Consider the following 26,864-nt stretch of genomic DNA (forward strand, 5'->3'; position numbering starts at 1 on the left):
CTGCTTCAGGTCATGACGCTTCGGTCGGAGACGAGGTCCGCGATGGCGCGGTAGGTGTCGGGCAAGCGGTCGTGGCGATGAGTCCCGCGCGTCAGCTGCTTCCAGCGTTTGTCATCGGCTAACGACCTCGTGCACGGTTGGCCGTGGCTCGGCGCCCGGGTAGCTCGTTGGACTGGGCATGGTGGGGGCTGGGGCGCGAGAGTTGATCGTTTCGGAGTACCGGGTCACCGGGCTGTCGTCGGCGGTGATCGCTGAACTCGTCGCCGAGGTAGGGCCGTTGTGGCACGAACAGCATCAGGCACGCCTGGCGGCTCGGCCGCGGCGACGGGCTGTCGGAGCCGGGGCGAAGCACACGTTCGTCTTCGTCGACCGACTGCTGGCCACATTGGTGAGTCTGCGCCATGGCACCACTCACAACGTGCTTGCCTGTTGGTTCGGCGTGGACCGCTCCACCATCACCCGTGCCATTGGCGAGGTACGGCCCCCTGTTCGCGCAGCGGGGATGCACCATCGCCCCGGACGTCCGGCTGCACACCCTCGCCGAGGTCATCGAGTACCTGGGCGTTGACGGTCGGACCGGGATCATCGACGGCACGGAGATCCGTGTGCGACGCCCGGCCGCAGGCCGCAAGGACCGGGACAAATTCGTCTCCGGCAAGACCAAGCAGAACGCGGTGAAGTCCATGGTCCTCACGGATGCGGACGGGCGGGTGCTGTTCTGCAGTCCGGTCCGGCCTGGCAGCTGCGCCGACATCACCCAGGCCCGACAGCTGGGACTGGCCCAGCTCCTGGCCGACGGCCCGTTCCTGGAGATTCTCGCGGACGCCGGCTACCAGGGCATGGGCGCGCAGACCGGCGGCCGGGTGGTGACACCCCCCCCATCGCAAGTTCAAGAAGAACGCTCCCGCCTGGTACGAGGAACGCCACGAACTCCAGCGCAAGGCGCACTCCTCACGACGCATCCGCGTCGAGCACGGCATCGCCCACCTGAAAAACTGGCGGGCTCTGGCCCGCCACCATGGCCGACGCGAACACATGAGTGACATCATCCAAGCCGTCGCCGGGCTGCTCTCACACCAGCAAACCGCCACCCTCGACAACGCCCTGCGAGCGTGAACACCGACAACGCCACACACCTCGACGTGCCACGGCCAACCGTGCACGAGGTCGTTAGGGCGTGTGCCGAAAGTAGATCTCGGCCGTGAGATGATCTTGGTTCGTGGCGCGTGGAGATCTGACGGACGAACAATGGGCGATGCTGGAGCTGCTGTTGCCGAGGGGCAAGAAGCCCGGCCAACCGCCGATATGGACCCGGCGGCAACTGATCGACGGCATACGATTCCGGGTCCGCACCGGCGTCCCGTGGAGGGACGTGCCCGCCGAGTATGGGCCGTGGGGTCGGGTGTACGACCTGTTCCGCCGCTGGCAGCGGGACGGAACGTGGCACCAGATCTTCACCGCCCTCCAGACCCGGGCGGATGCGAAGGACCTGATCACCTGGGACATCAACGTCGACTCTACGATCGTGCGGGCCCACCAGCACGCCGCCGGGGCGCGTAAAGGGGGGGACCTTCAGAAGGAGCCGCCAGGCGGCGTCGCCGTCGAGCCGGACGACCACGGGCTCGGACGCTCGCGCGGCGGGCTGACCACCAAGGTGCACCTGGGCGTCGAGCAGGGACAGAAGCCCATGTCCATCGTGATCACCGTCGGGCAGCGCGGGGACTCCCCGCAGTTCGAGGCCGTCCTGGGCCGCATCAGGGTGCCCCGCCTCGGGTCGGGCAGGCCGCGCACCCGGCCGAGGCGGGTGCGCGCGGACAAGGCGTACGCCTCCCGGAAGAACCGCGCCTACCTGTGGCGACGCGGTATCCGCTGCACCATCCCGGACAAGGTTGACCAAGCCCGCAACCGCAAGAAGCGCGGCTCGCTCGGCGGCCGTCCGCCGAGGTTCGACCCGGAGGACTACAAGGCGAGACACGCGGTCGAGTGCGGCATCAATTGCCTCAAAAGACACCGCGTCGTGGCCACGAGGTACGACAAGCTCGCGGTCCGCTACGAGGCGACCGTCCTCGTCGCAGCCATCGATGAATGGCTGTGACCCGTGTGGTCGAGAGTGATCCAGTAGCGGCGCTTGACCCCGGTTTCGGTGCTGCGCACATCTTCGAGGACGCCGCCGTTGCTTTCGATGGTGCGCGCCGAGCCGACGTTGCCATCGTCACAGGTGAGAAGGACCCGGTCCAGACCGAACGCCGGCGCCTTGAGCAGAACCGCTCCCAGCGCCCATGAGGCCAGTCCGCGTCTCCTGGCAGAAGGCCGAACGCTGTAGCCGATGTTTCCGCCGCCTTCCAACAAAAAGGCGTTCAGATAGTGCCGAAGGTCGATGGCCCCGAGGTACGTCTCGCCCTCGACGATCCACCAGTGCGTAGCGTGGACGCGCCCTTCCCCGACAGGCAGCGCCCGGTCCGATTGCTGTCGCAGTCGCTCGACCCATGAGGCGAACCCTCCCGGGCTGTCGAGGTCATCGTCACCAACCAGACGCAGGCCAGCCCCGTCTTGGTGAGCACCAGGCTGCCACTCGTCACGGGCCGTGAGCCACGAGGAATGCAGCCGTCCCGTGGGAGCGATCAGTTCAGCCATGCCAGGGACGATAACACCCGCACCCCCTGCGCGATCAGGCACTTTGTGCCAGATCGGGAGCCCGGCACGTCGGATGGGGTGCAGGTAAGCCAGATCGGGGCGCGATCCCCTCATCCCGCCGCGGAGCAATGCTCAGGGCTTGTGGATCAGCCCTGGGTGGGACGCGGAGGGCGTACCTTCCCGAATGATCGTGTGATGGTCACCGAGCAGGCCCTCGTTGCAGCGCTTCCAGCCCGTCGAGGATGGTCTGGAGGCCGAACTGGAAGGTGTTGTCGGGCGCCGCGCCGTAGTCGGCGCTGTGGGTGTCCAGGCGGGCGCGCAGCCGAGGGAACTGTGCGGCAATCTCGCGGGCTTCGGCATTGGCGTTGCCAATGACCTGTTCGGCGTTGCTGCTGCCTTCGCGCCGCAGTTTGCGGGTGAGTGAGGCTGCTGCGGCTGGGCCGAGGGCGTTGCCGAGAACGAAGGTGAAAACGGCGGCCGCGGCCTGGTCGGCTGCGGCGCCGGCGAATCCCGCGGCCTCGTAGATGGCCAGGAGGTGGTCGTCGTGGCGGGCCTTGCCAGGGCCGAACATGAGGAAGGAGCCGAAGGCCTGCAGCAGCCACGGGTGGCGGGTCAGCATCGCATGCAGGTCGGTGGCCATGGTGGTGGCTGCCGTGCGCCAGTCGACCAGGTCAGGGTCGGGCAGCGTTATTTCGTGCCACAGTTGGTCGCCGGCGAGGGCGATGAGGTTGTCCTTGCTGCCCACGTGCCAGTAGACCGCGGTGGCCGCCGAGCCCAGCCGCTGACCCAGTGCCCGCATATTCAGGCCCTCCAGCCCTTCGGTGTCCAGCAGGGCGATAGCAGCAGTGAGGATCTGTTCGCGGGTCAGCGTGTTGCGGGGCATGGACTCACGATAGCCGTCGACTTGCACGGCGTTCAAGAAATCTCTTGCACTGTGTTCAAGTGGTTCGCTAGCCTTCACTTGAACAAAGTGCAAGTCGCTGCGACGCCCGGTGGACATCTGGGGACGTGCGCGAACCACACTGACCGAGGGGGAAACGAGATGTCACGCGATGCGCTGGCTGAGTTCGTCGAGGCGACGGCCAAGGAGTTCGACATCCCAGGCGCAGCGGTGGGGGTCTGGGTGGACGGACGGGAGCTGATCGCCTGTCACGGCGTGACGAGCCTCGACAACCCGCTGCCCGTCGACCGGGACACGCTGTTCGTGCTGGGCTCGGTCACCAAGACCTACACGGCGACCGCGATCATGCGCCTGGTCGAGACGGGGCGAGTCGAGCTGGAGGCGCCGGTCCGCCGCTACGTTCCCGAACTCCGGCTCCCCGACGAGGGCGCGGCCGCGCAGATCACCATCTTGAACCTGCTCAACCACACCGCCGGGCTGGACACCCGGATGGTCTTCGACAGCGGAGACGGAGACGACGCGCTGGCCGGCGAGGTGGCCAAGATGGCCGAGGTGACGCTGATCGGCCCGGTCGGCGGCCGTGCCTCCTACAGCCAGCTCGGCTACAACCTGCTCGGCCGGGTCATCGAGAACGTCACCGGCGAGACCTACGAGGCCGCTGTCACCTCACTCGTCCTGGATCAGGTGGGCCTGGCCAACAGCGTCTTCACCGCCGGACAGGCCATCACCCGCCGGTTCGCCGTGGGCCACAACCTCAGGGAAGGGGAGCTCAAGGTCGCCCGGACATGGAAGGACACGCGCGGCAACAACCCGGGCGGCGGCCTGGTGTCCTCGGTCTCGGACCAGCTGCACTGGGCCCGGTTCCACCTCGGCGGCGGTGACCTGGCGCGGCGAATGCAGGAGCCGACGGTGGAGCTGCACGGCTCCACGCTCGGTGACGCCGTCGGCCTCGGCTGGTTCCTGCGCGACGTGGACGGTGTGCGCACCGTCGGGCACGGCGGATCGACCAATGGCCAGTTCGCCAATCTGCTGCTGGTTCCGGAGCGCGAGTTCGCCGTCGTGGCGGTGTCCAACGCCGGGCCCGACAGCGGGCTGGAGTTCAATCAGGCCGTGCTCCGCTGGGCAATCGAGCACTACCTCGGCATAGTCGAGGGCGACCCCGAGCCGCTCCCGTACGACCCGCAGCGCGCTCAGGAGATCATCGGGCACTACGAGAACGAATTCATGACGCTGATCATCGACACCGACGGTGACACGATGACGGTTGAATGCAGGATCAAGCCGGAGATCCGCACAGCGTCCGAGAGGGAACTGCCGCCGGACCTGCCGCCGGCCGGGCTCGGTCTGCTCCCCGGAAGCGGCGACGAGTACATCGTCACCGGCGGCGGCTTGATCGGCCAGCGCGGTTTCCTCACCCGCGACACCGACGGCGCCATCATCGGGGCGGACCTGGCCGGACGGCTCTTCAACCGGGCTCCGACACCCGCCGAGTGACACCTGCGTACCCCCGGAGAGCACCGCAGGCGAGGCCGGTGACCGGCCTCGCCTGGGTACACAACATTTGACAATTACTCCCCGCCGCGATTCCTCAACCACCACCTTGATCCACTTTCGGCACACGCCCTAGTGGCCGGCCACTCGTCCCACTCAGGCATCGCGCGTGCACGGAGGAGATGTGCGAGGGGGTGTTGGCGGGTTGTCCGACGTCGCGGGGGCGGAGTTCTCCTCGGGTACCGGAAGCGGCTGCCGCCAAGGCGTGGACGTGTCGATCTTCGGTGCGATTCGGCCGAGCCATTGAGCTGTGGTCCTCGCGTCCGCACGGGTTGGAAGGGACACAGCAAGGAGGCGGAAAGGAGCGGAGGGGCGGAGCTCGACGCACACGACGGGTCTGCCGGACTGGATGGCCACGAAGTCCAGCCCGGCGTGGTGGCTGCGCGTGCCGATGCACCGGACCCCTGGAATCGAGACGCCGCGCTGCGGGACTCCGCGCAGGGCGCGCCACCAGTCGGGTTCGACCGCCACCCGGCACACCGCCGTCAGCGGCACGCAGACGTCGCCACGGCGCGCGGCCGCCTTTTCCCGCCATGTCAGGTGCACGACCAAATCATCGCCGTCGGCGAACATTCGCGCCATCGCTCCGCTCCTCCTTCCCATCTTCGTTCGGGAGGCTGCTGTATGGCGCGCGGGCGTTGTCTTTCTTGGCCCTCGCAGGGCTGAGGGCCGGACGCGGCCGAGTCGGATCACCCGACGAGCGGTTTCCGGGGCACACTGAAGCTGTGCGCCGAACGTGCTGGTCAAGCGGCTCACTGCAACGTTGTAGAGATAGCTGACGGTCCCCGGTCCAACGACGTGATCAGAATCCATGTCCACGCCCGCTGTTCACACTTCCTCGTCGCCACCCAACGTAGCGAGCGACGATGACGGTGGGCACGTAATTGCCCGTTGCTCACACTTCTCTCGCCGCGTCACGGCCGAGGGTGGACCATGGGGTTAGTGAGCGATGGAGGAGGCCCATCATGCAATCCGGAGCCTCGGACTACGACCGCTGGCTATACGCGCGTACCCCGTCGCAGGCCGAGGGGGAGCGCGACGAGCCGGGCGAGCGCAGCGCCATGGAACAGCACCCGGACGTGCCCAGGACCGAACCATCTCAAGCGGAGGGCGAGCGGGCGGACGACGTCCCGGCGAGACAGTGAACTCCGTGCCGGGGAGCCGGAGTCGGCCCGGATGCTGCGCTCGGGAGGAACCCATAGCCCGGTGTCGTGCGTGCGCTCGACGTGCCACTGCCGACTGGCCCGGATCGCTGTGCCTTCTCGCCCTGGTGGGTGATACGACCGTGCGGGTGGCGGGTGGCGGGTGGCGGGTGGCGGGTGGCGGGTGGTGGGCTCGGTGCGGGTCGGATGACGGTCATACCCGCTGGACGAATTCGGCGAGCTGGTCATCGGTGACGTTACGGGCCATGTCCGCTTCGCTGGTCATGCCGATCACGACCTTGTCCCCGGTCACTGGGAGGCCCTTGATCCGGTGGCTCCGCCTTGCCGGTACTGCCGACGTGAGGTCACCGTGAACTGGGCGCCGTCGGGGTCGCGCAGCGCTGCCTCCCGTCGGCCCTCCGCCAAGACACTGCCGCCATGCTTCCCCGCCGCCCGGATGCACGGTCCCACGTCGGCAACGGTGAAGTGGACCTGCCAGTGCGGCCGGACCGAAGGGTCGGGTGGCGTCTCCACCGAGCCTGACTCGATGCGGGCCACGACGTCGCCCCGGCTGCGCAGCAGTACTTCGCCTCCCGCGTACTCGACCTCGCAGCAGCCGGGCAGGTCCGAGGCCCAGTCGAGGGCCTCGCCGTAGAAGATGGCCGCGTCGAAGGCGTCACGGGTGTGCAGGGTGATGAACGTCGGCGCTGCCTGCCGCCACGCCTCCCACTCGGTGACGAGTTTCCCCTGCCACACCCCGAAGCGGGCCCCGTCGCGGTCCGCGAGCAGCGCCGCCCTTCCGGAAGGGAAGGAGATCGGCCCCACTGCCACGGTCCCGCCGCGCTCCCGGAAGCGGGCGACCGCCTCGTCCGCGTTCGCCACGGCGAAGTACGGCGTCCAGGCCACGGCCATCTGCCACGCGGTAGCCATCTCCGTGACCCCCGCGACGGGTACCCCGTCCGCCAGTGCGGTCCGGAAACGGTCGCCGAGTCTGGCGGTGCGCCACCGCCAGCCCAGTACGGCCCCGTAGAAGTCCTGCGTGGCTTCGAGGTCGCGGCTGCTCAGACTCACCCAGCACGGCGCGCCGAACACGGAACGTGTGGAGACGGCATCCGTCGCACCGGAGGAGTGTGTGGTGCCGTGGTTCATAGCCATCGCGCCCTGGGTTCGTACGCCGTCAGCCACTGCTTTGCCCCCCAGTGTCCGACCAGAGTTGTGGTCCTGCATGTCTGTTGCGGCGCGTGCGCGGCTCCACCCGTCCGGCCTACTTCGCTCCCCAGGCGCAATTCGTTGGTTCTGCCGTGGCAGCACAGCGATATGGCATGGGTGTGCAGTACACGGAGTTGCGGGTGCAGCTCCAGCGTGTCCTGGCGCGCAGCGAGCCCGCGTTCATGGGGCGCCTGGGCATTGCCGGCGATGAGGACGGTGTGAACGGGGTCGAGTCGCCCGCTTCTGCGGAGACGCGCACCGTGGAGGGCGACCCGTATGGCCCACTCTCCGGAGGTGAACCGTGATGACGTCGCCCGTACGGTACCGGCCCGGCAGCCTGCTGGACAGGTCCTTCGCCGGCTTCGGCCGGGGTGAGACCGATCGCCGCCGAGTTCGAGGAGCTGGTCGAGCGCATGAACCGGCTACTGCAGGGCGCCGCCGCCGTACCTGCCGCCGCACTGGCCTGGTCTCCTGCGGTGGACATGCCAGAGACCGGCGACGCGTATGTTCTCGAGGCGGAATTGCCCGGGATCAGGCGGGACGACATCGAGATGAGCGAGCGGGAGCTGCGCATCAGCGGGGAGTACAAGGAGCGGGAGTGTGTAGGTGTCGTGCGTCGAACCACCCGCCGCGCCGGCCGTTTCGAGTACTAGACCCTGCTGCCCATCGTGCCAAGGCGGAGGAGGTCAGTGCGGCCCTGTACGTGGTGCGACCGCATGCTGTTGCCCCACGTCAGGACCGCTGCTGCTGCGCTTCGCGCGTAACGGTCTGCTGCGGGATCCGCTGAGCTCGCTCAGCTACCGCCGGCTCGAGGATGCCGCCTACACACTCTGCGTCCTCATGGGACTACGCAACGCCGAAGACGCCGTGGCACAGGCGGAGAGCCTTCTCGCCCGGGCCTCGACCGGGCACGGCAGGCGCCGGGGCGGGCACGCGCGCACTGTCATCCGTTGACGCCGCACCGCGGCCGACCGCTCGTTCCGTCGGCACCCAGGCAGTACCCGCGGGTGCCGCCTCGCGCGGCAAGCAGTGGATTTATGGTGGGCGTGAGGGATTTTATTCGGTCATCGAGCCGAGCGGTGTACGCCGCTTCACTTGGTGTCCTGCTTGCCCGTCTGCGGGGGCGTCATGCGAGTCGAACTGGTTCAACCCGCCGCCAGCGTGCTCTTCGATGTGCCGGACGAGATGCACGCGGAGATCATGGCGCTCATCGACGCGGTCACCGAGGACGCGAAGATGCGGGCCCCGGACCTGGCGGCAGCGTTCGGTGAGTGGTGCTGGCTCGTCTACACGGTCCACGGAGAGGTGATCGAAGTACTGGACGTCGGCTGCGCGCAGTGAGCCTCTCCTGGGTCGCCTGACTGTCACCGCGTATGGGGCCGGGACTCGTAGTGCAGGCTGTGGAAACGACCGTCCTTCTCGCGCCCTGCGGGATCGCCTCCCAGCGCCCGTACCGCCTCGATCGCATACCGCTGTTCCCGCTCGTCGGTGAAGAGACGCTGCGGATAGGTGTGGGAGACATCGACGGCGGTGCTCAGACCGTGCACGGCCAGTGCCCGGACGATCGGGTGGTACGACACGGTCCGCAGAACGAACGCGCTGACCCACACCGGCCTTCTGGCCCTGTCCAGCAGTGCCCTGAATGTGCGAGCGGTGATATAGCTGCCGCCGTCTGTCAGCGTGATGAGGCCGCCCTCGGCGAGCGCGCGCCTCAGACCGGGGCTGGGTGGGCTCTGTTCCAGGTCATCGGTGAAGGCGGCGTCCAGCAGTCCCACCTCGAGTGCGTACTGCACGGCGGGTGCCGCGACGTCCAGGCCGAAGACAGGGACTGCGTCAGAACTCCTTGTCCCATGCGGCGAGCTCTGACCTCGACTTCGTCTGGCAAGCAGGGGAGGTGTACCGCTCGTACATCTCCGCCAGCGTGACGTCGTGGTTGAGCAGCGCGGCATTGATCCCGTACGAGCAGCACACGTCCAGCATCGCCAGCCTGCCGGGGTGGCCGTCGTCGATCGCGGCCCGGTCGGTTGCCACCTGCCGGAAGACCGGCTGGGCATGGTGCGGGATCTCGTACTCAAGCAGGGCGAGCCGCTGGAAGTACGCGCGGGGGTCAGGACGGTCGTAGATGTCATCGAACCGCGATTTGCCGCCCGCCACACCGTCGGTACCGCCGGGACCGGATTCGGCCATTTCATGGGGACGTCTGCCGCGCACGGTGCAGTACAGGGCACACCGGCGATCCAGCCCCTGCCGACACCACAGGGGATTCTCCGTCGCACCGCGATCGCCACTCAGGCGCAATCGGTGCCGCGGACCTCGTCGTTCCTCTCATGTTCTCGCTGCGCTTGACGATCGCCAGGACCAGGGCGAACGCGGCCAGGCAGTGCTCGATCAGACTGCCGGTGTAGCCGCCGTCGGCCCAGACCAGGGCCAGGCGATGGTGAGCGGCAGCCACCTGTTCCAGCAGGATGTGGGCAGCGGCGCGATCACCCACATCGGCAGCGGTGCCATCACGCCCAGCAGCAGGCCGAGGGTGTCGACCACGACGTGCCGCTTGCGTCCGTTGACCAGCTTGCCGCCGTCGAAGCCACGGGTGCCGGCGCCGACCACGGCATCCGCCTTGACCGATTGCGAATCAATCACCCCAGCCGTCGGCAGGGCATCGTGCCCTGCCCTCTCACGGACCTGCCCGCGCACCCGGTCATGGAACTCCCGGACCAGGCCGCGATCGCGCCAGCGGCGGAAGAACGCATAGACCCGGTCCCACGGCGGGAAGTCGGCCGGCATCGCCCGCCACTGGATGCCGTTGTCCACGAGATAGCCGATCGCGTCCAGCATCGCCCGGTGGCAGTACGCTTCCGGCTGCCCGCCCTGGCCCTGCATCCAACCCGGCACCGGCAGCAGCGGCCGCACCACCACCCACTCTGCGTCCGTCATGTCGCTCGGATACCGACGCTCTCGCAGGCGATTGTCGGCAGCGTTTCCGAACCGGTGAGCCAGACAGTCACACTCCCGAGTACCCACGCAAGACTGCGACACCAGGGCCTCCTGATGCTCGGTGATTCGACACCAGCGAGCTGTTCAGGAGGCCCTCCTCGCATGCGCCGAGCACCCGACGACCACCCAGTCGAGACGGCCGTTCGAGCACCAAGTCCCCAGAGCATTACGACAAAAGCTACTTACGCGTCGGGGTGCTCCGGCAGGGCGAGCCAGTCCGACCAGGAGATCTCGCGGCCGAGGAAGCGCGGCTGCTCGAACGGCCAGTCGGCGGCGATCCACTGCGGCACCAGCTCGTCGAGGGCCTGCTCGACCTTGCTGCCCACCAGCTCGTCCACCACCCACCAGGAGATCTCGCCGTCCGCGCCGGCCCTCTCCGGTGGGTCGATGTAGACGCAGCCGAGCAGAGCTGTCTCCGCCGCGTCGAACAGCGCGTAGTTGAAAGACTGGTGTGCGGCGATCTCCTTCTCGTGCCGCAACAGGTCGGCCTGGTCGGCCTCGTAGGTCATGGTGGCCGCGGGCCAGCCCCAGGCTGGGCCGAAGATGGTCCACAGCCGCTCGCGCGAACCCATCACAGCCGGATAGTCGAGCGGGGTGTCCGCCTCCCGGATCGGCCGCAGGTGATGACCACTGCCCGGCAGCGGTACCAGGACGGGATGGACGAAGTCATCGGGGAGCCAGCTCATAGCGCCCGACCGTAGCAGCGCGCGGCCCTCCGCTCCCCTGGATTTCCCCCGTATACCGCCAGGCCCTGCTCTCATGCCGGGCAGTGCCCGCGATCACCCGATCGAGACTCCCGTTCGATCGACAGACTCCATGATCGGTATGGCAACGGCTTCTCAGGAAGAGTCCGACCACAGTCGCCGGGAGCCCTAGCAGGGTTGCTACGTCTGAGGGGGAGTGGGGCTCGCCGCCGACCAGTGTCCGCCCCACAAAGAACAGGCTGAGGCCGATCGCGAAGAACCCGGCCGCACCTGTCCACAGCCACACACGCCGATCGCGGCGCCCACCCATCCCCCTAGCCACACTCCAATCATGGATCACCGCCCACTCTTGGCGAGCCAGTTCCGCCCCAAGAGTGGTGTCAGTCGGAGACTGCACACTTGGCAAGCCCTCAGCACAACAAGGTGCGGGTTGATCATTTACGACAGCGCCCGCCGCGGATCCGTCTCAGCTTCCGTCTCATTCAGAGCCATCTGGACCCGTTCACAACCGTCCGCAGGGCCCCCGTCGTACTGGAATGAGCGGCCGCGTACGACGCGGGACAGCGCGCTGACCAGCACGAACAAACCTCGCCACCTTTGCCCTGTGCTGATGTGGCGGGCTGTTCGGATGTTCTTCGGAAGGCGCTGACACCGCCAGCCCACGACAGGGCGAACGTTGCCTGATGCGGCACTAGGTAGCCGTGGTGCGAGCGCATCTGCACCATCGCTCCGCCATGTTTGACGAGCGACACCCGGTGTCGGGACACTGCTTCGAGGCGCTGCATGCCACGGTGGTCCGCGTGGCGCTGAAGTCCCTTAGCGTGAAGCTGACTTGGACGCGGAAGGCGTGCAGGACGTCCTCGGCGGAAGAGAAGTGCCGGTAGGCCGTCGCGGTGGATACCTCGGCGTGCTTGGCGATCTCGGTCAGGCTGACCGGGGTCGATGAGTTCTAGAACAACTCGATGGCGGGTTTGATGAGTTGCCCGCGGTTGCGCTGTGTGCCTCTGCACATGGTCGACTCCCCGTTTGCATGGCGGCGGTGTTCACCAGAGGGCCGAGAGGCCGTGGGTTAGACGACGGACGCTCGCCAGTGGCCACTCGGTCCTCTGGCCGTTCACTCCAGGACCTGAACAACCGTCCGGTGGTGAGCGGCGGTTGGACCGTGGAACAGGGCCACGCGTTGGTGCGTGAGCGCCGAGCAGAAGACGAGATCCCTCTTCGGTCTTCGGTGTCGACCTTGTCGAGTTGGTCGCGGACGGTGGACCGACCCGGCCGGGTCGGTCCCGTTGCGATGCCGGGGCGTTCGCGCTAGACGGCGGCTGCGGCAGCGTGCAGGTTCTTCGCTGCCAGGGCGAGCCCCTCGGTCTGGGAGTACGCGGCGTCCTCGTGCTCGATGTTCACGGCCATGTCCGGGTCGACCTCGGTGAGGGCGCGCAGGAACTCGGTCCAGTACGCGATATCGTGACCGACACCGACGGCGACGAACTTCCACGCCGGGTTCTCGGGCCAGGAGTTGCACCAGAAGCCGTAGCCGGTGAGCACCTTGTCGGATGCCTCGGCGGGCACGCGGGTGAACGACGTGTCCAGCACACCGCGGATGTCGGCGCCGGGGCAGAGCGTCGCGTCCTTGGCGGCGGCGTGGAACACCAGCGGGCCCAGCCACTTGATCGAGGCGACGATGTCCATGCCCTGCCACATGAGGTGCGAAGGGTCCATCTCCGCACCGATGTTGGTCGCGCCGGTCGCGTCGACGAGCCGCTTCAGGGTGATGGGGGAGAAGACGAGGTTGTGGGGGTGCATCTCGATGGCGACGCGGACGTCGTTCTGCCGGGCCAGCGCGTCGATCTCCTTCCAGAACTCGACCGCCACACCCCACTGGTAGTCCAGGACGTCCATGTAGACGCCGTCCCACGGATTCACCACCCAGGAGGGGTACTTGGCGTCCGGGTCGGAGCCCGGTGTGCCGGACATGGTGACCACGTGCCGCACGCCGAGCAGTCCCGCGAGGCGGATGGTGCGGCGCAGGTCGTCGGCGTGCTTGGGGCCGACCCCGGGGAGTGGGTTGAGGGGATTGCCGTTGCAGTTGAGGCCGGTTAGTTCCATCCCGCGGTCGGCGAATGTCGCCAGGTACTCCTCGCGTGCGGTCGCCGAGGACAGCAGCAGGTCGACCGGGCAGTGCGGGGAGGGGATGAACCCGCCGGTGTTGACCTCGACGGAGTTCAGGCCATTCTCCTTGAGCATGTCGAGGGCCTCGGCGAGGGGGCGGTCGTGCAGGCAGGCGGTGTAGGCACCGAGCTTGAGGGACATGCGGGTGCTCCTTGGATGTGTGCGGGTGGTCAGACGGCGGGCGGGACCGTGACGGCGGCGCCGCCAGCCCGCGAGGACTCGACGATCGCGCGGATGATTTCCATGGTCCGCAGTCCCTCGGCGAACGTGGCGCAGGTCGGCAGTGGTTTGGCGACCCCCGCGACCTGGTCCAGGAACGCACGAGCCTGGTAGGTGAAGTTGTCGGCGTTGCTCGCGCCCACACCCGGCGCCTCCATCGGCACCCCGCCCGCGAAGTACGGCAGTTGGGGTCCGGCGATGATCTGTCGGGCACCGCGGGTACGGGCCTCGGGCTGGGCGTCGTCGAAGAGGTACTCGGCCGGCCGGTGCTGGTCGAACGCGGCCCGTCCGCCGACTCCGAGGACATCGAACGCGAGCCCGTTGGGCAGGCCGAAGCCGGTGCGGGTGACGGAGAAGGAACCGACGAGCCCGGACTCGAAACGGGCCGTGAAGGAGGCGGTGTCCTCGTTCTCCACCTCGCCGAACTCGTCGGAGACGGGAACGGCGTTGTGCCCGACGACCGCGCCCAGCGGCAGCGGTCGCTTGGGGATCTGGGTGGACAGCGCGGCACCAGAGACCGAGGTGATGGGTCCGGCGACGTACTCGGCGGCGTCGATGACGTGCGAGCCGACGTCCCCGAGGGCGCCGGAGCCGGCACCCCCCTTGAAACGCCAGCTCAGTGGGCCCTTGGGGTCGGTGGCGTAGTCGCACCAGTAGCGTCCGCTGAACAGGGTGAGGTCACCCAGTTCGCCGCGCCGCACATGGTCGCGGATCGCGGCGATGCCGGGGGCGCGGCGGAAGGTGTATCCGACGGCGGTGACGACATCGGCGGACCGCTCCAACTCGGCCAACGCACGGGCGTCTTCGAGCGAACCGGCCAGCGGCTTCTCGCACAGCACATGCTTCCCGGCGGCGACTAGCGCCTCGGCAATCGGCCGGTGCAGCGAGTTTCCCACGACGATGCTGACGGCGTCGATCGTCGGGTCCTCGGCGACGGCCTCCCAGCTCGGCAGTGCCTTCTCGAAGCCGTAGCGGCGGGCGGCGTCTTCGGCGAGCGCGGTGTTGGCGTCGGCTACCGCGGCCAGTCGTACCGGCGGGAGACCCGGGCCGAAGACGGTGTTGACGTTGCGGTATCCGGTGGCATGGCTGCGGCCGGCCATACCGGCTCCGATCACCGCGACGGACAAGGGCTTGGCGGACGAGGTCATGAGGTGTCCCTTGAGAAGTGAGGTCAGCTGGGGGCGGGGAAGTCGAAGGCGGCCGTGTGCTGCTGGGCGGGCTGTGGCCAGCGGGTGGTGACGACCTTGGACCGGGTGTAGAAGCGGATACCCTCGGGGCCGTGGACGGGGGAGTCGCCGACCAGGGAGTCCTTCCAGCTGCAGAGGGAGTAGTACGACATCGGCACGGGCACCGGTATGTTGACGCCGATCATCCCGACCTTGACGTTGCGCTGGAATCGGCGCGCGGCCTCGCCGGAGGCGGTGAACAGGGCGGTTCCGTTGCCGTACGGGTTGGCGTTGATCACGGCGATGGCCTCGTCGAACGTGTCGACGGTGCCCGGCAGACAGTAGTTGTTGACCTGCCGGGAATCTGCTCCGGCGCCGCGCAGCTCGACGGGCACGTTCTCCTTGGGCCCGTACCGAGCGGAGAGTGAGCTCCGCTCGGTACGGGCGGAGGGCAGTGCGAACGTCCCACCGTTCGCACTGCTGACAAGGGCCTCCGACGCTAGGCAGATACGCGAAGTCGGTGGCCGAGGCGAACACGCTTGTCCGGCCGGTGAGTTCGAAGGCCCAGCCGTCCGAGGTGACGGCGCAGGAGCCCGTCAGCGGCAGGACCAGGAACTCTGAGTCTCCGGTGGACAGGACGTGTACCTCGCCCGACTTCAGGGTCAGGATCCTGAAGCCGGAGTATCCCCGGCCCGCCGACTCGGGACCGACCAGGAGGTCGCAGGGGGCGTCGGGCGCACCGCCCTTCGACAGGTGGTACTTGCTTGCGTCGCTCACAGCCGGTTCACCGCTGTGCTGACCGCCTCGGCGTCCTTGACCTCGCTGCCCAACAGCAGCGCCGGGAGGGTCGAGGCGGCTGGCACGCGTTCCATGCCGTCCACGACGGGCGGCTTCAGCCACGTGTAGGCGGTGCGGTGGCCCAGGCCCGAGGCGATGGGGAATGACTTGGCGACGGCGTCCGTCGTGAGGTCGTTGCGTATCCTCCCGTCCTGCCAGGTGGAGAGGAACGGCTCGACCATGGCGATGAGGTGACGGTCGCCCAGGTACTTGCCGAACGAGGTGACCTCGGCCAGGCCCACGCCGGTCTGGAGCGGATACGCGTCCACTCCCACACGGCCCATGGTGAACGATTCCAAAGGCATTTCGCGATTCCCTTCTCTCCGGGGCGCCCGGGGCGATCGACTTAAAGCGCTTTAAAAGCGCTTACGGCGGAGTACTGCCCCTGCGCTGAGATGTCATGTCAATGGTTTGTTACGACGATGCGGCGAGGTACTCGTCGATCTTCGCGCGCATGAACAGCGAGGACTCCTTGGCCCGTTCCTCCCAGGCGAAGACGCATGCGGTCAGGGTGCCGTCGAAGTCGTTCTCCCGTAGGGCTTGGAACAGTTCGCCGAAATCGACCTCGCCGTCGCCCATGTCGAGATGCTGGTGGATCCGGGCGGTGGTGCCGGGCGGGTTGAGGATGTAGCGATTGCCGGAGGACGCGGTGTGGTCGAACGCGTCGGCCAGGTGGACATGGGTGAGCAGATCGCCCGCGTGCCGGATGATGCCGGGGGCGTCGTCACCGACGTGGAAGGTGTGCGGGGCGCAGTAGAGGAAGCTGACGCTCGGGTGGTTGATGCCCCTGATGAAATCGACCGCCTGGTGGCCGTCCTCGATGAAGTCGTCCGGGTGCGGTTCCAGGGCCAGCCGGATGCCCTCCTGTTCGAAGAGGGGGAGGAGTTCGTCCATCGACTTCCAGAACTGGGCCTCGCTGCGGTCCGCTTCCTCGGGCCGGCCGTTGAACTCCGAGATCATGCTGTCCACGCCCAGCTCGGCGGCGATCCGGATCGAGCGCTTCCAGTAGCGTACGGCGGCCTGCCGGGCGTCCTCGTCGGGACCCGACCAGCGGAACAGCGGGAGCAGGGAGGAGATCCTGACGCCGGCCACCTTCAGCGCCTTGCGGAATTTGCGTACGGTGGCGTCGTCCACCCGGGGGTGCCGGAAGAAGGGGATGAAATCCTCTCGGGGTGAGAGCTCGATCCACTCGTAGCCCAACTCGGCTACCACACCGGGCAGGTCGAGCAGCGGGACATGACGGATCATGTACGGGTCGAGGGCGATTTTCATGAGGGAATGCCTTCGGTATAGGGGAGCGAGGGTGCGTCTGATGCCGCTGTCCGCCCGCACGGGGTACAGCTGTTGTCCTGCTGTCGCCGTCAGCCGGCGGTTTCGGCCGAGGGCGTGATGTCCTCGGCCTCGAGCAGCTCGTTGACGTCGACGCCGCGGACCTGGGACAACTCGTGCTTGAGTGCCGCGAGTTCGGTACCGCCCGCCATGTGGTTGGTGAGCTCTTCGAGGGTGATCTCGCTGCGCTCGGCGGAGAGTTCCATCGTGCCCAGCCGCAGCACGCTGAAGTGGTCGCCGACCATGTAGGCGTGGTGTGGGTTGTGGGTGATGAAGATGACGCCCAGGCCGCGGTCACGGGCCGCGGCTACGTACTTGAGGACGATGCCGGACTGCTTGACGCCCAGGGCGGCGGTCGGCTCGTCCAGGATCAGGACGCGGGCGCCGAAGTAGACGGCGCGGGCGATGGCGACGCACTGGCGCTGGCCGCCGGAGAGGGTGACGATGGGCTGGTCGAGATCGTCCAGGACGATGCCCATGTTGCGGAGTTCCTCGTCGGCGGTCTTCTTCATCTTCTCGATGTCGAGCCGGCGCGCGAGCCAGGGGCCCTTGGTCATCTCGGAGCCGAGGAAGAAGTTGCGCCACACCGGCATCAACGGCACGACGGCCAGGTCCTGGTAGACGGTCGCGATACCGCGGTCGAGTGCCTGGCGGGGGGTGGTGAAGTGCACCGGTTCGCCGTCGACGAGAAACTCGCCCTCGGTGTGCTGGTGCAGCCCGGAGATGATTTTGATCAGCGTGGACTTGCCCGCGCCGTTGTCGCCGAGAACGCAGGTGACCTGGCCCGGGCGGACGGCGAGGTCGACGCCGTGCAGGGCACGGACGTTGCCGTAGGACTTGCCCGTGTTCTGCAGCTCAACTACCGGGACACTGTTGTCCGTTGCAGTGTCGGCGAAAGTGGTCGGGTGAGTGGTGATCACTGGGTTCACCTCCGGGTCGCGGTGCGCTGGACCCACAGATTGATGAGGACGGCGCCGAGCAGCATCACGCCCAGGAACGCCTTGAACCAGTCGGGATTCCAGCCGGCGTAGACGATGCCCTGCTGGACCATGCCGAACATGAACGCCCCGAACACCGGGCCGATCGCGGAGCCGGCGCCGCCGGTGAGTAGACAGCCGCCGATGACGGCCGCGGAGATGTAGATGAGTTCCTGGCCGACGCCCTCGCCGGACTGCACGGTGTTGAAGGAGAACAACTGGTGCATGCCGACGAACCAGGCACCGAAGCCGACCAGCATGAACAGTGAGATCTTCGTGAACGCCACGGGCACGCCGACGGCCCGCGCACTGTCCTTGTTGCCGCCGACCGCGAAGATCCAGTTGCCGTACTTCGCGCGCAGCAGCACCCAGGTCGCGACGGCAGCGAACACCAGCCACCACACGATCGTGATCTTCACCTGGACGCCGCCAACGTCGAACGACGACGCGAAGACCTTCTTGGCTTGGTCGAAGCCGTCCATGTTGCTGATGTCGTCGGTGGCCACGTTCCCGGTCACCAGCTTGGTGACGGCCAGGTTGACGCCCTGAAGGATCAGGAAGCTACCCAGGGTGACCAGGAAGCTCGGCAGACCGGTCGTGACCACCAGCCAGCCGTTGAGGAATCCGATCCCCAGTGACACCGCCAGAGCGACGATCACACCGACCCATACGTTCATGGTGAGCTGGTAGCTGAGCATGGCCGCCGTCAGCGCGGAGGTGATGACGGCGACACCGGCGGACAGGTCGAACTCCCCGCCGATCATCAGAAGGGCGACCGGCAGGGCCATGATCCCGATCGTCGACGATCCGTAGAGGATGTTCGCCATCGAGGCGCCTTCACGCACCGGCGGAGCGGCGATCAGGAAGAACGCGTACACGGCAGCCGCGCCGAGGAAGACACCTACCTCGGGACGCGCCAACAGCTGTACCACCAAAGGCCGTTCGGCGGTCCGGCCGTCGGTTGCCTTGGGGTCGGGGCCCGGCGGTGAGGTCACCGCCGGCTCAGCCTGTTGGGTCGTACTCATCACCGAGTGCCCTTCGCGGCGAACTTCGCGACCGCGTCGACGTTGGTCTTGTCAACGAAGGCCGGGCCGGTCAGGACGGGCTGCTCCCCGCCGCCGCTGTAGTTGCCGTTCGTCTTGTAGAGCCACAGGGAGTCGACCGCCAAGTAGCCCTGGAGATAGGGCTGTTGGTCGACGGCGAACTGGATGCTGCCCTTTTCGATCGCGGAGATGAGGTCCTTGTTGAGGTCGAAGGTGGCGACCTTCGCCTTGCTCCCCGCGTCGGACAGCGACTGCACCGCCGTCAGCGCGAAGGGTGCCCCGAGAGTGACCACCTCGTCGATGGACTTGTCCTGGGTGAGCTTGGCGGTGATCGTCGACTTCACCGACGGCATGTCCGTGCCGTTGACGTAGAGGATGTCGGTCTTGCCGCTGAAGGCCTTCTTCACGCCGGCGCAGCGCTGTTCGAGGTTGACGTCGCCCTGGGCCTGGATGACACACAACGCGTGCTTGGCGCCGGTGGAGTTGAGCTTGGTGCCCAGCGCCTGCCCGGAGACGGACTCGTCCTGCCCGAAGAAGGACAGCAGGCTCTGCTTCTTCCAGTCGCTCAGCCCGGCGTTGAAGCCCACAACCGGGATGCCGGCCTGCTCGGCCTTGGCGACGACGGCCTTCATGGCGTCGGGCTTGGCGAGGGTGACCGCGATGCCGTCGACCTTCTGGTCGATCGCGTTCTGCACCAGGTTGGCCTGGTCGGCGGCGGTCTCGTCGTTGGAGTAGATGAGGTTGACGTTGTCCTTGGCCGCGGCGGCCTCGGCGCCCTTGCGGATGGTGTCCCAGAAGGTGTCGCCGGAGGGTGCGTGGGTGACCATCGCGATCGTCATACGGGGTGTGGTCGCCTTGCCCGCGGAGACGTTGCCCGCGGACTCGTCGGACTTCTTGCCACCGGAGCTGCTGGAGCAGCCTGCGAGGGTGAGGGCGGCCGTGGCGGCGACGGCCACGACGGGGGCGATTCTGCGGGAGCGGGGAAGGGATGTACGGCTCATGGTTCGTGCACCTCGCTGTGCGACTGAAAGAGCTAGCAGTGCGGTGGGTCCGCGACTGCTTGATGGGCCGGGGTCGGGCTGAAGGACCGGAGTGGGCTCACATGGAGCTGTGGTGGCCGGACGTACCGCCAGCGACCGCTTGTCCGCCTTATGGGCAGCGTCGACGGTGAGCGCGTATCGCCGCCGATCACGGGCGAATCGCCAAGACCTTCGTTGGAACATCAGGACAATTTAAAGCGCTTTAATTCCTGGTACTATCGACTCGTTTCGAGAGCGTGTCAAGGGCGTTGCGCGAGAAGATTGCGGCCGGGAGGCACAAGTGGAGGACGCCGGGGCGGAACGCCGCCGGGCAGGCGGGAAGAGGCGCCCGCGGCTGGAAGACGTAGCCGCACGCGTGGGTGTCTCCACCGCGTCCGTCTCCCTCGTGCTGCGCGGCGTGCCGGGCCCCAGCGAACGCACCCGGCAGCGCGTCCTGAAGGCGGCCGCCGACCTCGGCTACCAGGTGGACCGCACGGCCAGCCTGCTGGCCAGCAGGCGCACCCGGATGCTCGGCGTCATGGTCGACGTCCACAGTCCCTTCCACGCCGATCTGGTCGAACACCTGCACTCGGCCGCCGAGGAGGTCGGCTACGACCTCGTCCTGAGCACCCAGACCCGCACACGCGACGAGCGCACCGCCATCGAGACGCTACTGGCCTTCCGTAGCGAGGCGCTGATCCTGCTCGGCCCGACCGCCCCTGTCGACACGCTCGCCGCACTCGACGGCAAGGCCCCCGTCGTCGTCGTGGGCCGTCGTATCGAGGATGGGGAACTGGACGTCGTGCGCACCGCGGACGACGACGGCGTGGGGAAGATCGTCGACCGTCTGGTGGTGCTCGGGCATAGTGAGATCACGTACGTCGACGGCGGGAAGGGAGTGATCGCCACCGACCGACGCCGCGGTTATCGGACTGCCATGCGGCGCCACGGTCTGGACGCGCACATCAGCGTGCTGCGCGGTGACAACACCGAGGCGGCCGGCGAGCGCGCCGCCCGCCACCTCCTCGACTCGGGCCAACTGCCCACCGCCGTGGTCGCGTTCAATGACCAGAGCGCGATCGGCGTCCTGGCCGCTCTTGCCCGCGCCGGTGTGTCCGTCCCCGGCGAGGTGTCCGTCGCGGGATACGACGACGACAGACTCTCCCGCCTGAGCTGCTTCGACCTGACCACGGTCAGTCAGGGTGCCGAGGAGCAGGCGCGGTACGCGGTGGCCGCGGCAGTGGAACGCCTCGACCAGGGTCGCACCGAGCCCCGAGAGGTGGTCCTGGCTCCGCATCTCGTGGTACGCCGCACCATAGCCAAGCCGCGCTGACGGGGGCCGTGCCGTGATCGCATCCGACACCGTTTTAGGAAACCGGTGCAACGGGACTGGCGCAGTGCTCCCAAGGCGGCGGGGCGCGGTGGATTTTGGTGTGGGACCGTACATCGAGAGTGCGGCAGCTGGAGGACGGGTTCCTGCCGTCGAGTTCCGGCGTGACTACGGGTTGACGTTCGGGCACACACCGTCCACTTGAGCGGTGCAGGCAGGCCGGGTTGTCGTAGGCATACGCGGTGTTGAAGACCGCGGTGCCAGCCGGGTCCCGCCTTCGGTAGCTGCACACCAGCGATCGCGCACGGTCGAGATACCCGGCGTGTCGGCGACGTTGCAGCCGACACGCCGGGCCATCCGCGACGGCTCAGCGGCTGCCGACGCTCCTTCGGCTCACTGGTATGTGCATCAGATCCTGGCCCAGGACCATCCGACCGCCGAAGGTGGCACGGCGCGCGCTGTCACGCAGGAGTCGGCGCCAGGTGGCGTCCGTGGTGGCGGCCGGGTTTCCGGGGCTGAGGTGGGTGGCGACCAGCGTCCTCACCCCTGCCTCGGCCGCGATCCGCCCGAGTTCGGACACGTTGGTGTGCGTGGCGAGGATGTGGTCTATGAGGGACTGCGGCAGGCCGAGGGCCGCCAGCCCCTCGGGGTAGAGAGCTTCGTGCACCAGGACGTCGGCCTGTCGGGCGAGGCTGGTGACGTTCGGCGTCGGGGTCGTGTCGCCGGAGAAGACGACGCTGCCGTGGTCCGTGTCGAAACGGTAGGCGTAGGCGGGGTAGACCGCGCCGTGCGGGACGAGCACGGCGGTGACCCTGACGTCGTCGTTCTCCATGACCGTGAAAGGCGCCATGGCGGGGGCGGTGTTCGTGGCGGAGGCGCCGGTGCCCGTCGGCGGAAGCACGTCGTGGACCCGTAGCAAGGTGGCCGGGTCGATGCCGATGTGCTCGGTCATGAAGAAGGTGGGTGCTGCGGCGTATGCCTGTCCCGCCAGCCTGGTCATCTCGACGGTGCCGGGAATGGGGCCGGGAGCTCCGGCGACGGTGGATGCGATGCCTGCAGGGCCGGGTCCGTACACGTCGATGGGACTCTGGAAGCCCTGTGCGCCCGACGCGCCGGCCGCGAGCAGGGGGAAGGCGTAGTAGTCGACGACATGGTCGGCGTGGAGGTGGGTGAGGAAGATGCTCGTCAGTGAGGGCATCGACAGTCCGGCGCGCATGAACTGACTCACCGCTCCCCGGCCGCAGTCGACCACATACGTCCGACCGTTGACCACCAGCGCCTGGGAGATTCCATACCGGGTCGCGAGCGGCGGTGGCCCGGAGTTGGTGCCGAGAAGGGTGAGGGACAGGCCCGTGTCGGAGGAGGCTGCTGGGGCCGCGGCCGCCTCGCTGCTCAACATCGGTACGGCGACGGCGGCTGCGGATGCGGCCACCGCGCCGAGCAGGGTTCTACGGGACGCTGACGCTCCTGTGCACTCGGTCGAAGGCTCACACATGAGGTAATCACTCCTTCACAGCTCCTGGTACGCGGTGCCACCCTCACCAGGACCGGAGTTGCTGTCCACCTCCCGTTGAGAACTCGGTCTTCGCGCCGCGCACCATGAGATTGCGTACCGCGAACGACCGCCCGCGTAGGCGGGATGCCGGGGTAGCTGGGGCAAGGCGGTCCGACGAACGCGGAGTGCGTCCGGCTGGTGGAACGGCCATCGCATGGTGATCAACGGGTGCCTGTTCCGAAGGAATCACGCTGCGGTATGCCAGTCCGTACTCAGATCCGCGCCCTTACAAATCCACGAGGGAGAGCGACAAGTAGAGGACGTCGCAGGCCCTGACCGCCCGTGAACTGCGCGATCAGCAGACCAAGGACCGCCTCAGTGGCCCCGAGCGCAGGTGGCGCCGTCGACGTTCGGTGTCCGTCAGACGGCCGGCCTCGACGACGGGACGGCCGCCCACCACGACGGTCTCCGGCCAGCCGGTGACCGGCATGCCCTCGTACGGCGTGTAGTCCGTGGCCATGTGCAGGCCGGTGCTGCGGACAGTGCGGGTGGCCGTGGGGTCCTAGATCGCCAGTCCGCGTCCGAGCCGCGGCCCTGGCCACCACCGAGCTCGAACCCGACCCCGCGCTGTGCCCGCGTGGTCCGTTCACCGTGCCGTTCGGTGCGGAGGCGGCCATGCGGCTGACGGCCGCGGACAACCGGCCCACCGCGCTGCGGAGCGTCAACCACGAAGCGACGTTCGGGGCGCTCGGAGCCCTGGTGCAGCTCGGGGTCCGAGTGCCCGAGCAGCTCTCTCTCATGTGCCACGAGGAGGCGCCCTGGTTTCCGTACTGGCACCCGCCGTCACCGTTGTCGACAGCGGAGCCCGCGACCGCGGAGAGCTCGCCGCGGAGCAACTGCTGCGCCGCATCGACAGCCGCCCCGACAACGGCTACCCCGGCCCGGGCGCTGGTCCCGCCGGTGTGGTGGAGCGGATGCTCGGCCCCAGGCTGATCGGCCTCGTCGGTCCACGGACTCTGCCGCGCTCCGGGCACGTCATCGTGGTCGGCATGGGGCAGGTGGGCATGCGGCTCTGCGTCGAGCTGCGACACCTGGGTGTCCCCGTCGTCGGGGTCGAACGCGACCCGCGGGCGTCCGCCGCGCGACTGGCGCGCAGGCTGGGTGTGCCCGTCATGACCGGGAACGGCGGCGACCGCCACATACTGGAGCGGCTGCGTCTGCGGCACGCACGTGCTCTCGCCGCGGTCGGTTCCGACGACCTCGACAACATCGCTGTCGCCATCGCCGCGCACGGGGTCGCGGACCGCATCCGTGTGCTCATCAGGGCAGGCGAACACGAGGCCATCGCCGAGACCCGCTCCCTGCTTCCCATGGGGACCATCAGAGACGTCACCGGCATGGCGGCCGCCTACGTCGTCTCCCGCCTCCTGGGAGAGCTGGTCACGGGTGTGGTCGCCCACGAGGAACACGTCTATCTGTGGAGCTCCGACGGCACGTTCGTCCGCAGCGTGCTGTCGGCACAGGAGCGCTGCACGCATCCACCCGCGAGGCTCTCGGACGCCGAGTCGCGGATGCCGAGAATGGGGTCGCACGCAGTGGCTAGAACGTTTTAGCGTCACCCTCTATCATCCGGACAAAATCGATTTAGTACTTCCTTCCCACCGAGGGATGCCAGATCAGAGAGGTTGCCGCTGATGTCAACCATGGAAGGTGTCGCCCTCGGGCGGCCGAGACACCACGGGCCACCGGAAGGGTTGCCCCGGCCCGGCCGCTGCCTGGTGATGGGGATCTTGAATGTGACGCCCGACTCCTTCTCCGACGGCGGTGTGTACGCAGACACGCGGCACGCGATCGACCGCGGGCTGGATCTCGCCGCTCAGGGCGCGGACATCGTGGACGTGGGCGGCGAGTCCACCCGGCCGGGAGCGCGGCCCGTGTGCCTCGACGAGGAACTGGCCCGGACCGTGCCGGTGGTACGCGAACTCGCCCGTGCCGGAGTGTGCGTGAGCGTTGACACCATGCACGCACCCGTGGTCCGCGCCGCGGTCGGGGCGGGGGCTCGCCTGGTCAACGACGTCAGCGGCGGCCTGGCCGACCCGGCCATGGCGCGGACCGTCGCCGCGGCCGACGTTCCCTACGTCGCCATGCACTGGCGCGCGCCCAGTCGCGAGATGGATCGTCACGCGCACTATGGCGACGTCGTGGCCGACGTCATGGCCGAACTCGACGCGCGCCTTTGGCGATTGGCGGAGGGAGGAGTCGACCCGGCCCGTATCGTCCTCGATCCGGGGCTCGGCTTCTCCAAGCACCCCGAGCACGACTGGGCGCTCCTGGCCGGCCTGGAGAGGCTGCAAACGCTGGGATTCCCCCTACTGGTCGGTGCGTCGAGGAAGCGCTTCATCGGCGCGGCCCTCGCGGAGGGGGGCGCCGGTGAAGTACCGCCCGCAGGGCGTGACGTGGCGACGGCCGCCGTCTCGGCGCTCGCGGCAGTCGGAGGCGCGTTCTGCGTGCGCGTGCACGATGTCCGCGCGAGTCTCGACGCGGTACACATGGCCGCCGCCTATGTCGAGCGCGTCGATCGCACGTAATGAATGCGAAACCAACGTCTCGCCCGAGCGAGACCGCTCTGCTAGCTTCGCTAGATCGTTTTAGTGTGCCAATCCATCGACAGATCAGGGCCGATGGCCTGCCGCTGGCCAGCGCTAGATCGATTTAGCTCTCACGGGACAGACAGCAACGACGAAAGAGGAGCCGTTATGGCAACCCCCTCCCTCCAGGACGGCATCGAGACGGCCGGTTCGCCGATGAAGCTGCTGTGGCAGCCGAACGCCAAGCCGTGGACCCCGGAGGTTGTCGAGCGCGAGTACACGGGCTGGCGTCAGGAGCAGGCAGCGTGGCACGAGGGTGTGGCGCTGCTCAATCTCTCGCACCACATGTACGACATGTGGATCGAGGGCCCGGATGCGACCCGGGTGCTTGCCGACCACGGTGCCAACAACTTCGAGAAATTCGCTGTCGGCCAGGCCAAGCAGTACGTGCCAGTCACCCGCAGCGGCCACATCGTCACCGACGGAATCCTCGCCCGTGAGGGCCAGGACAAGTACCTGCTCAGTGGCGTTCCCGCAGCTCAGCACTGGGTGCAGTACCACGCGGAGAAGGGCGGCTATGACGTCGGTTTCGTCACTGACCCCTCGTCCGCCTTCCGGCCCGGCGGCGGTGACCCGAAGCTGTTCCGCTACCAGATCCAGGGCCCGCTGGCCGCAGAACTCGTCGAGCGTGCCTTCGGCGGACCGCTGCCGGAGACCAAGTTCTTCCACTCCAGCGCGGTCACTCTGGACGGGCGCCCGCTCCGCGCCCTGCGCCACGGCATGGCGGGCCAGGCCGGCTTCGAGTTCATCGGTCCGTGGGAGCACGCGGGGTACGTCCACGAGACGTTCCTGAAGGTCGGTGAGCCGCTCGGCCTGATCCAGGTCGGCGCCCTGGCCTACACCACGCCCAGCGTGGAGAGCGGCTGGATTCCCTCGCCGGTGCCCGGTATCTACACCGACCCGGACCTGCTGGAGTACCGCAGGTACCTGGCCCTGTTCGGCATCGAGGGCAAGCGTCCGCTGAACGGCAGCTATTTCTCCGAGGACATCGAGGACTACTACGTCTCCCCGTACGAGCTGGGCTACGGGAAGATGATCTCCTTCAACCACGACTTCGTGGGCCGGGACGCCCTGGAGAAGGCCAAGGGTGAGGTACGCCGCACCAAGGTCACCCTCGTCCTCGACCCCGACGACGTGCGCACGGTGATCGGCGAGGGGCAGGACCCCGGCTTCGTGCTCACCTACGCCCGCCACCGCGTGGAGAGCGCCGCCGGTCTGGTCGGCGTCACCATGCAGAGCGCGTCGATCGACCCGGTGGGCAGCGTTCTGGCGCAGACTCTGATCGACTCCGAGTACGCCGCCGCGGGCACTGGGGTGTCGGTGGTGTGGGGCGAGCACCCCGGTTCCGGCACCGCCCCTGACGCCGACCTCGGGCTCCCTCGCATCCGTGCCACTGTCCAGCCTTCCCCGTTCAACGAGCACGCGCGCACCTTCTACCGCCGCGACCGCTGACGCGACCACCTGCCTGGCACCGCTCCGCCCCACGTGCCGTGCGACGCG

29 protein-coding genes and 4 pseudogenes are annotated in these 26,864 nt (G+C 68.0%); 13 read left to right on the forward strand and 20 right to left on the reverse strand.

Annotation, left to right across the window (positions count from 1 at the left end):
* Positions 1–5: 5 nt before the first annotated feature.
* Positions 6–125, reverse strand: a pseudogene (locus ACFWXC_RS30960) (transposase); the annotation flags it as partial.
* Positions 126–178: 53 nt separating this feature from the next.
* Between ACFWXC_RS30960 and ACFWXC_RS30965 the strand changes: the two are divergent.
* The 3 genes from ACFWXC_RS30965 (at position 179) to ACFWXC_RS30975 (ending at position 2,095) form a co-directional block, all read left to right on the forward strand.
* Positions 179–568 carry a transposase family protein gene (locus ACFWXC_RS30965; protein ID WP_384483573.1) on the forward strand — a complete coding sequence of 130 codons (390 nt, stop codon included), beginning with the start codon at positions 179–181 and terminating at the stop codon, positions 566–568.
* Positions 462–1,043, forward strand: coding sequence for a transposase family protein (locus tag ACFWXC_RS30970; RefSeq protein WP_384483575.1), 582 nt, complete (start codon positions 462–464; stop codon positions 1,041–1,043). The genes ACFWXC_RS30965 and ACFWXC_RS30970 overlap by 107 nt, the downstream gene beginning before the upstream one ends.
* Before the next feature lie 176 nt (positions 1,044–1,219).
* Entirely contained in the window at positions 1,220–2,095 is an 876-nt protein-coding gene (locus ACFWXC_RS30975; protein ID WP_384483577.1) for an IS5 family transposase, read from the forward strand.
* On the opposite strand, the gene ACFWXC_RS30980 is transcribed toward ACFWXC_RS30975, so the two are convergent.
* Both ACFWXC_RS30980 and ACFWXC_RS30985 read right to left on the reverse strand, forming a co-directional pair.
* Entirely contained in the window at positions 2,050–2,634 is a 585-nt protein-coding gene (locus ACFWXC_RS30980; RefSeq protein ID WP_384483579.1) for a GNAT family N-acetyltransferase, read from the reverse strand. The two genes, ACFWXC_RS30975 and ACFWXC_RS30980, sit on opposite strands and share 46 nt — an antisense overlap.
* A 199-nt stretch (positions 2,635–2,833) precedes the next feature.
* On the reverse strand, positions 2,834–3,517 hold the full coding sequence (locus tag ACFWXC_RS30985) for a TetR/AcrR family transcriptional regulator (RefSeq protein WP_384483581.1): 684 nt from the start codon (positions 3,515–3,517) through the stop codon (positions 2,834–2,836).
* 159 nt (positions 3,518–3,676) lie between these two features.
* Here ACFWXC_RS30985 and ACFWXC_RS30990 point away from each other — a divergent pair, with 159 nt between their 5' ends.
* Complete coding sequence (locus ACFWXC_RS30990; RefSeq protein ID WP_384483583.1) at positions 3,677–5,029, forward strand: serine hydrolase domain-containing protein; 1,353 nt, start codon at positions 3,677–3,679, stop codon at positions 5,027–5,029.
* Positions 5,030–6,051: 1,022 nt separating this feature from the next.
* Positions 6,052–6,231, forward strand: coding sequence for a hypothetical protein (locus ACFWXC_RS30995; RefSeq protein ID WP_384483585.1), 180 nt, complete (start codon positions 6,052–6,054; stop codon positions 6,229–6,231).
* A 306-nt stretch (positions 6,232–6,537) separates the two neighbouring features.
* On the opposite strand, the gene ACFWXC_RS31000 is transcribed toward ACFWXC_RS30995, so the two are convergent.
* Positions 6,538–7,377: a VOC family protein gene (locus tag ACFWXC_RS31000; RefSeq protein ID WP_384483679.1), complete on the reverse strand. Its 840-nt coding sequence runs from the start codon at positions 7,375–7,377 to the stop codon at positions 6,538–6,540.
* Positions 7,378–7,850: 473 nt separating this feature from the next.
* On the opposite strand from ACFWXC_RS31000, the gene ACFWXC_RS31005 reads away from it, so the two are divergent.
* From ACFWXC_RS31005 to ACFWXC_RS31015, 3 genes are all read left to right on the forward strand, one after another.
* Positions 7,851–8,090 (forward strand): Hsp20/alpha crystallin family protein, encoded by a 240-nt coding sequence (locus tag ACFWXC_RS31005; protein ID WP_384483587.1) that lies wholly within the window; start codon positions 7,851–7,853, stop codon positions 8,088–8,090.
* Positions 8,044–8,391, forward strand: a complete 348-nt coding sequence (locus ACFWXC_RS31010; protein WP_384483589.1) for a DUF5133 domain-containing protein — start codon at positions 8,044–8,046, stop codon at positions 8,389–8,391. Before ACFWXC_RS31005 ends, ACFWXC_RS31010 begins: the two co-directional genes overlap by 47 nt.
* 174 nt (positions 8,392–8,565) lie before the next feature.
* Complete coding sequence (locus ACFWXC_RS31015; protein ID WP_217554672.1) at positions 8,566–8,778, forward strand: hypothetical protein; 213 nt, start codon at positions 8,566–8,568, stop codon at positions 8,776–8,778.
* A gap of 23 nt (positions 8,779–8,801) precedes the next feature.
* On the opposite strand, the gene ACFWXC_RS31020 is transcribed toward ACFWXC_RS31015, so the two are convergent.
* The 14 genes and pseudogenes from ACFWXC_RS31020 to ACFWXC_RS31085 form a co-directional block, all read right to left on the reverse strand.
* Positions 8,802–9,230 (reverse strand): hypothetical protein, encoded by a 429-nt coding sequence (locus tag ACFWXC_RS31020; protein ID WP_384483591.1) that lies wholly within the window; start codon positions 9,228–9,230, stop codon positions 8,802–8,804.
* 40 nt (positions 9,231–9,270) lie between these two features.
* Complete coding sequence (locus ACFWXC_RS31025; protein WP_384483593.1) at positions 9,271–9,624, reverse strand: hypothetical protein; 354 nt, start codon at positions 9,622–9,624, stop codon at positions 9,271–9,273.
* Between the two features lie 201 nt (positions 9,625–9,825).
* Positions 9,826–10,371, reverse strand: a complete 546-nt coding sequence (locus ACFWXC_RS31030) for a transposase (protein ID WP_384483595.1) — start codon at positions 10,369–10,371, stop codon at positions 9,826–9,828.
* Between the two features lie 242 nt (positions 10,372–10,613).
* Positions 10,614–11,117: a GNAT family N-acetyltransferase gene (locus ACFWXC_RS31035; RefSeq protein WP_075026644.1), complete on the reverse strand. Its 504-nt coding sequence runs from the start codon at positions 11,115–11,117 to the stop codon at positions 10,614–10,616.
* A 709-nt stretch (positions 11,118–11,826) separates the two neighbouring features.
* The gene (locus tag ACFWXC_RS31040; protein ID WP_384483681.1) at positions 11,827–12,063 is read right to left on the reverse strand and encodes a TetR family transcriptional regulator; all 237 of its coding nucleotides are present in this window, start codon (positions 12,061–12,063) and stop codon (positions 11,827–11,829) included.
* 380 nt (positions 12,064–12,443) lie between these two features.
* Entirely contained in the window at positions 12,444–13,442 is a 999-nt protein-coding gene (locus ACFWXC_RS31045) for a sugar phosphate isomerase/epimerase family protein (protein WP_384483597.1), read from the reverse strand.
* 29 nt (positions 13,443–13,471) lie between these two features.
* Positions 13,472–14,668: a Gfo/Idh/MocA family protein gene (locus ACFWXC_RS31050; protein ID WP_384483683.1), complete on the reverse strand. Its 1,197-nt coding sequence runs from the start codon at positions 14,666–14,668 to the stop codon at positions 13,472–13,474.
* Between the two features lie 23 nt (positions 14,669–14,691).
* Positions 14,692–15,012 (reverse strand): annotated as a pseudogene (locus ACFWXC_RS31055) (aldehyde dehydrogenase family protein); the annotation flags it as partial.
* Between the two features lie 232 nt (positions 15,013–15,244).
* Positions 15,245–15,586, reverse strand: a pseudogene (locus tag ACFWXC_RS31060) (5-deoxy-glucuronate isomerase); the annotation flags it as partial.
* A pseudogene (locus ACFWXC_RS31065) lies at positions 15,487–15,729 on the reverse strand (aldolase); the annotation flags it as partial. The pseudogenes ACFWXC_RS31060 and ACFWXC_RS31065, both read right to left, overlap by 100 nt.
* A 208-nt stretch (positions 15,730–15,937) precedes the next feature.
* Positions 15,938–16,795: a sugar phosphate isomerase/epimerase family protein gene (locus ACFWXC_RS31070; protein WP_384483599.1), complete on the reverse strand. Its 858-nt coding sequence runs from the start codon at positions 16,793–16,795 to the stop codon at positions 15,938–15,940.
* Between the two features lie 89 nt (positions 16,796–16,884).
* A complete protein-coding gene (locus tag ACFWXC_RS31075) occupies positions 16,885–17,772 on the reverse strand; it encodes an ATP-binding cassette domain-containing protein (protein ID WP_384483601.1) in 888 nt (295 codons plus the stop codon).
* Between the two features lie 5 nt (positions 17,773–17,777).
* Complete coding sequence (locus tag ACFWXC_RS31080) at positions 17,778–18,854, reverse strand: ABC transporter permease (RefSeq protein WP_384483603.1); 1,077 nt, start codon at positions 18,852–18,854, stop codon at positions 17,778–17,780.
* A complete protein-coding gene (locus ACFWXC_RS31085) occupies positions 18,854–19,873 on the reverse strand; it encodes a sugar ABC transporter substrate-binding protein (protein ID WP_384483605.1) in 1,020 nt (339 codons plus the stop codon). The genes ACFWXC_RS31080 and ACFWXC_RS31085 overlap by 1 nt, the downstream gene beginning before the upstream one ends.
* Before the next feature lie 319 nt (positions 19,874–20,192).
* Between ACFWXC_RS31085 and ACFWXC_RS31090 the strand changes: the two genes are divergently transcribed.
* Positions 20,193–21,224: a LacI family DNA-binding transcriptional regulator gene (locus tag ACFWXC_RS31090; RefSeq protein WP_384483607.1), complete on the forward strand. Its 1,032-nt coding sequence runs from the start codon at positions 20,193–20,195 to the stop codon at positions 21,222–21,224.
* 364 nt (positions 21,225–21,588) lie between these two features.
* On the opposite strand, the gene ACFWXC_RS31095 is transcribed toward ACFWXC_RS31090, so the two are convergent.
* Positions 21,589–22,653 (reverse strand): MBL fold metallo-hydrolase, encoded by a 1,065-nt coding sequence (locus ACFWXC_RS31095; protein ID WP_384483609.1) that lies wholly within the window; start codon positions 22,651–22,653, stop codon positions 21,589–21,591.
* Positions 22,654–23,071: 418 nt separating this feature from the next.
* Positions 23,072–23,236 carry a hypothetical protein gene (locus ACFWXC_RS31100; protein ID WP_384483611.1) on the reverse strand — a complete coding sequence of 55 codons (165 nt, stop codon included), beginning with the start codon at positions 23,234–23,236 and terminating at the stop codon, positions 23,072–23,074.
* Positions 23,237–23,367: 131 nt separating this feature from the next.
* Here ACFWXC_RS31100 and ACFWXC_RS31105 point away from each other — a divergent pair, with 131 nt between their 5' ends.
* From ACFWXC_RS31105 to ACFWXC_RS31120, 4 genes are all read left to right on the forward strand, one after another.
* Positions 23,368–23,709, forward strand: a complete 342-nt coding sequence (locus ACFWXC_RS31105; protein ID WP_384483613.1) for a substrate-binding domain-containing protein — start codon at positions 23,368–23,370, stop codon at positions 23,707–23,709.
* A gap of 71 nt (positions 23,710–23,780) precedes the next feature.
* A complete protein-coding gene (locus ACFWXC_RS31110) occupies positions 23,781–24,329 on the forward strand; it encodes an NAD-binding protein (RefSeq protein WP_384483685.1) in 549 nt (182 codons plus the stop codon).
* 90 nt (positions 24,330–24,419) lie between these two features.
* Positions 24,420–25,304: a dihydropteroate synthase gene (folP, locus tag ACFWXC_RS31115; protein WP_384483687.1), complete on the forward strand. Its 885-nt coding sequence runs from the start codon at positions 24,420–24,422 to the stop codon at positions 25,302–25,304.
* Between the two features lie 168 nt (positions 25,305–25,472).
* Positions 25,473–26,816: an aminomethyl transferase family protein gene (locus ACFWXC_RS31120; protein ID WP_384483615.1), complete on the forward strand. Its 1,344-nt coding sequence runs from the start codon at positions 25,473–25,475 to the stop codon at positions 26,814–26,816.
* Positions 26,817–26,864: the final 48 nt, after the last annotated feature.

The sequence above is a fragment of the Streptomyces sp. NPDC058683 genome (assembly GCF_042716195.1).
Taxonomy (GTDB): domain Bacteria; phylum Actinomycetota; class Actinomycetes; order Streptomycetales; family Streptomycetaceae; genus Streptomyces.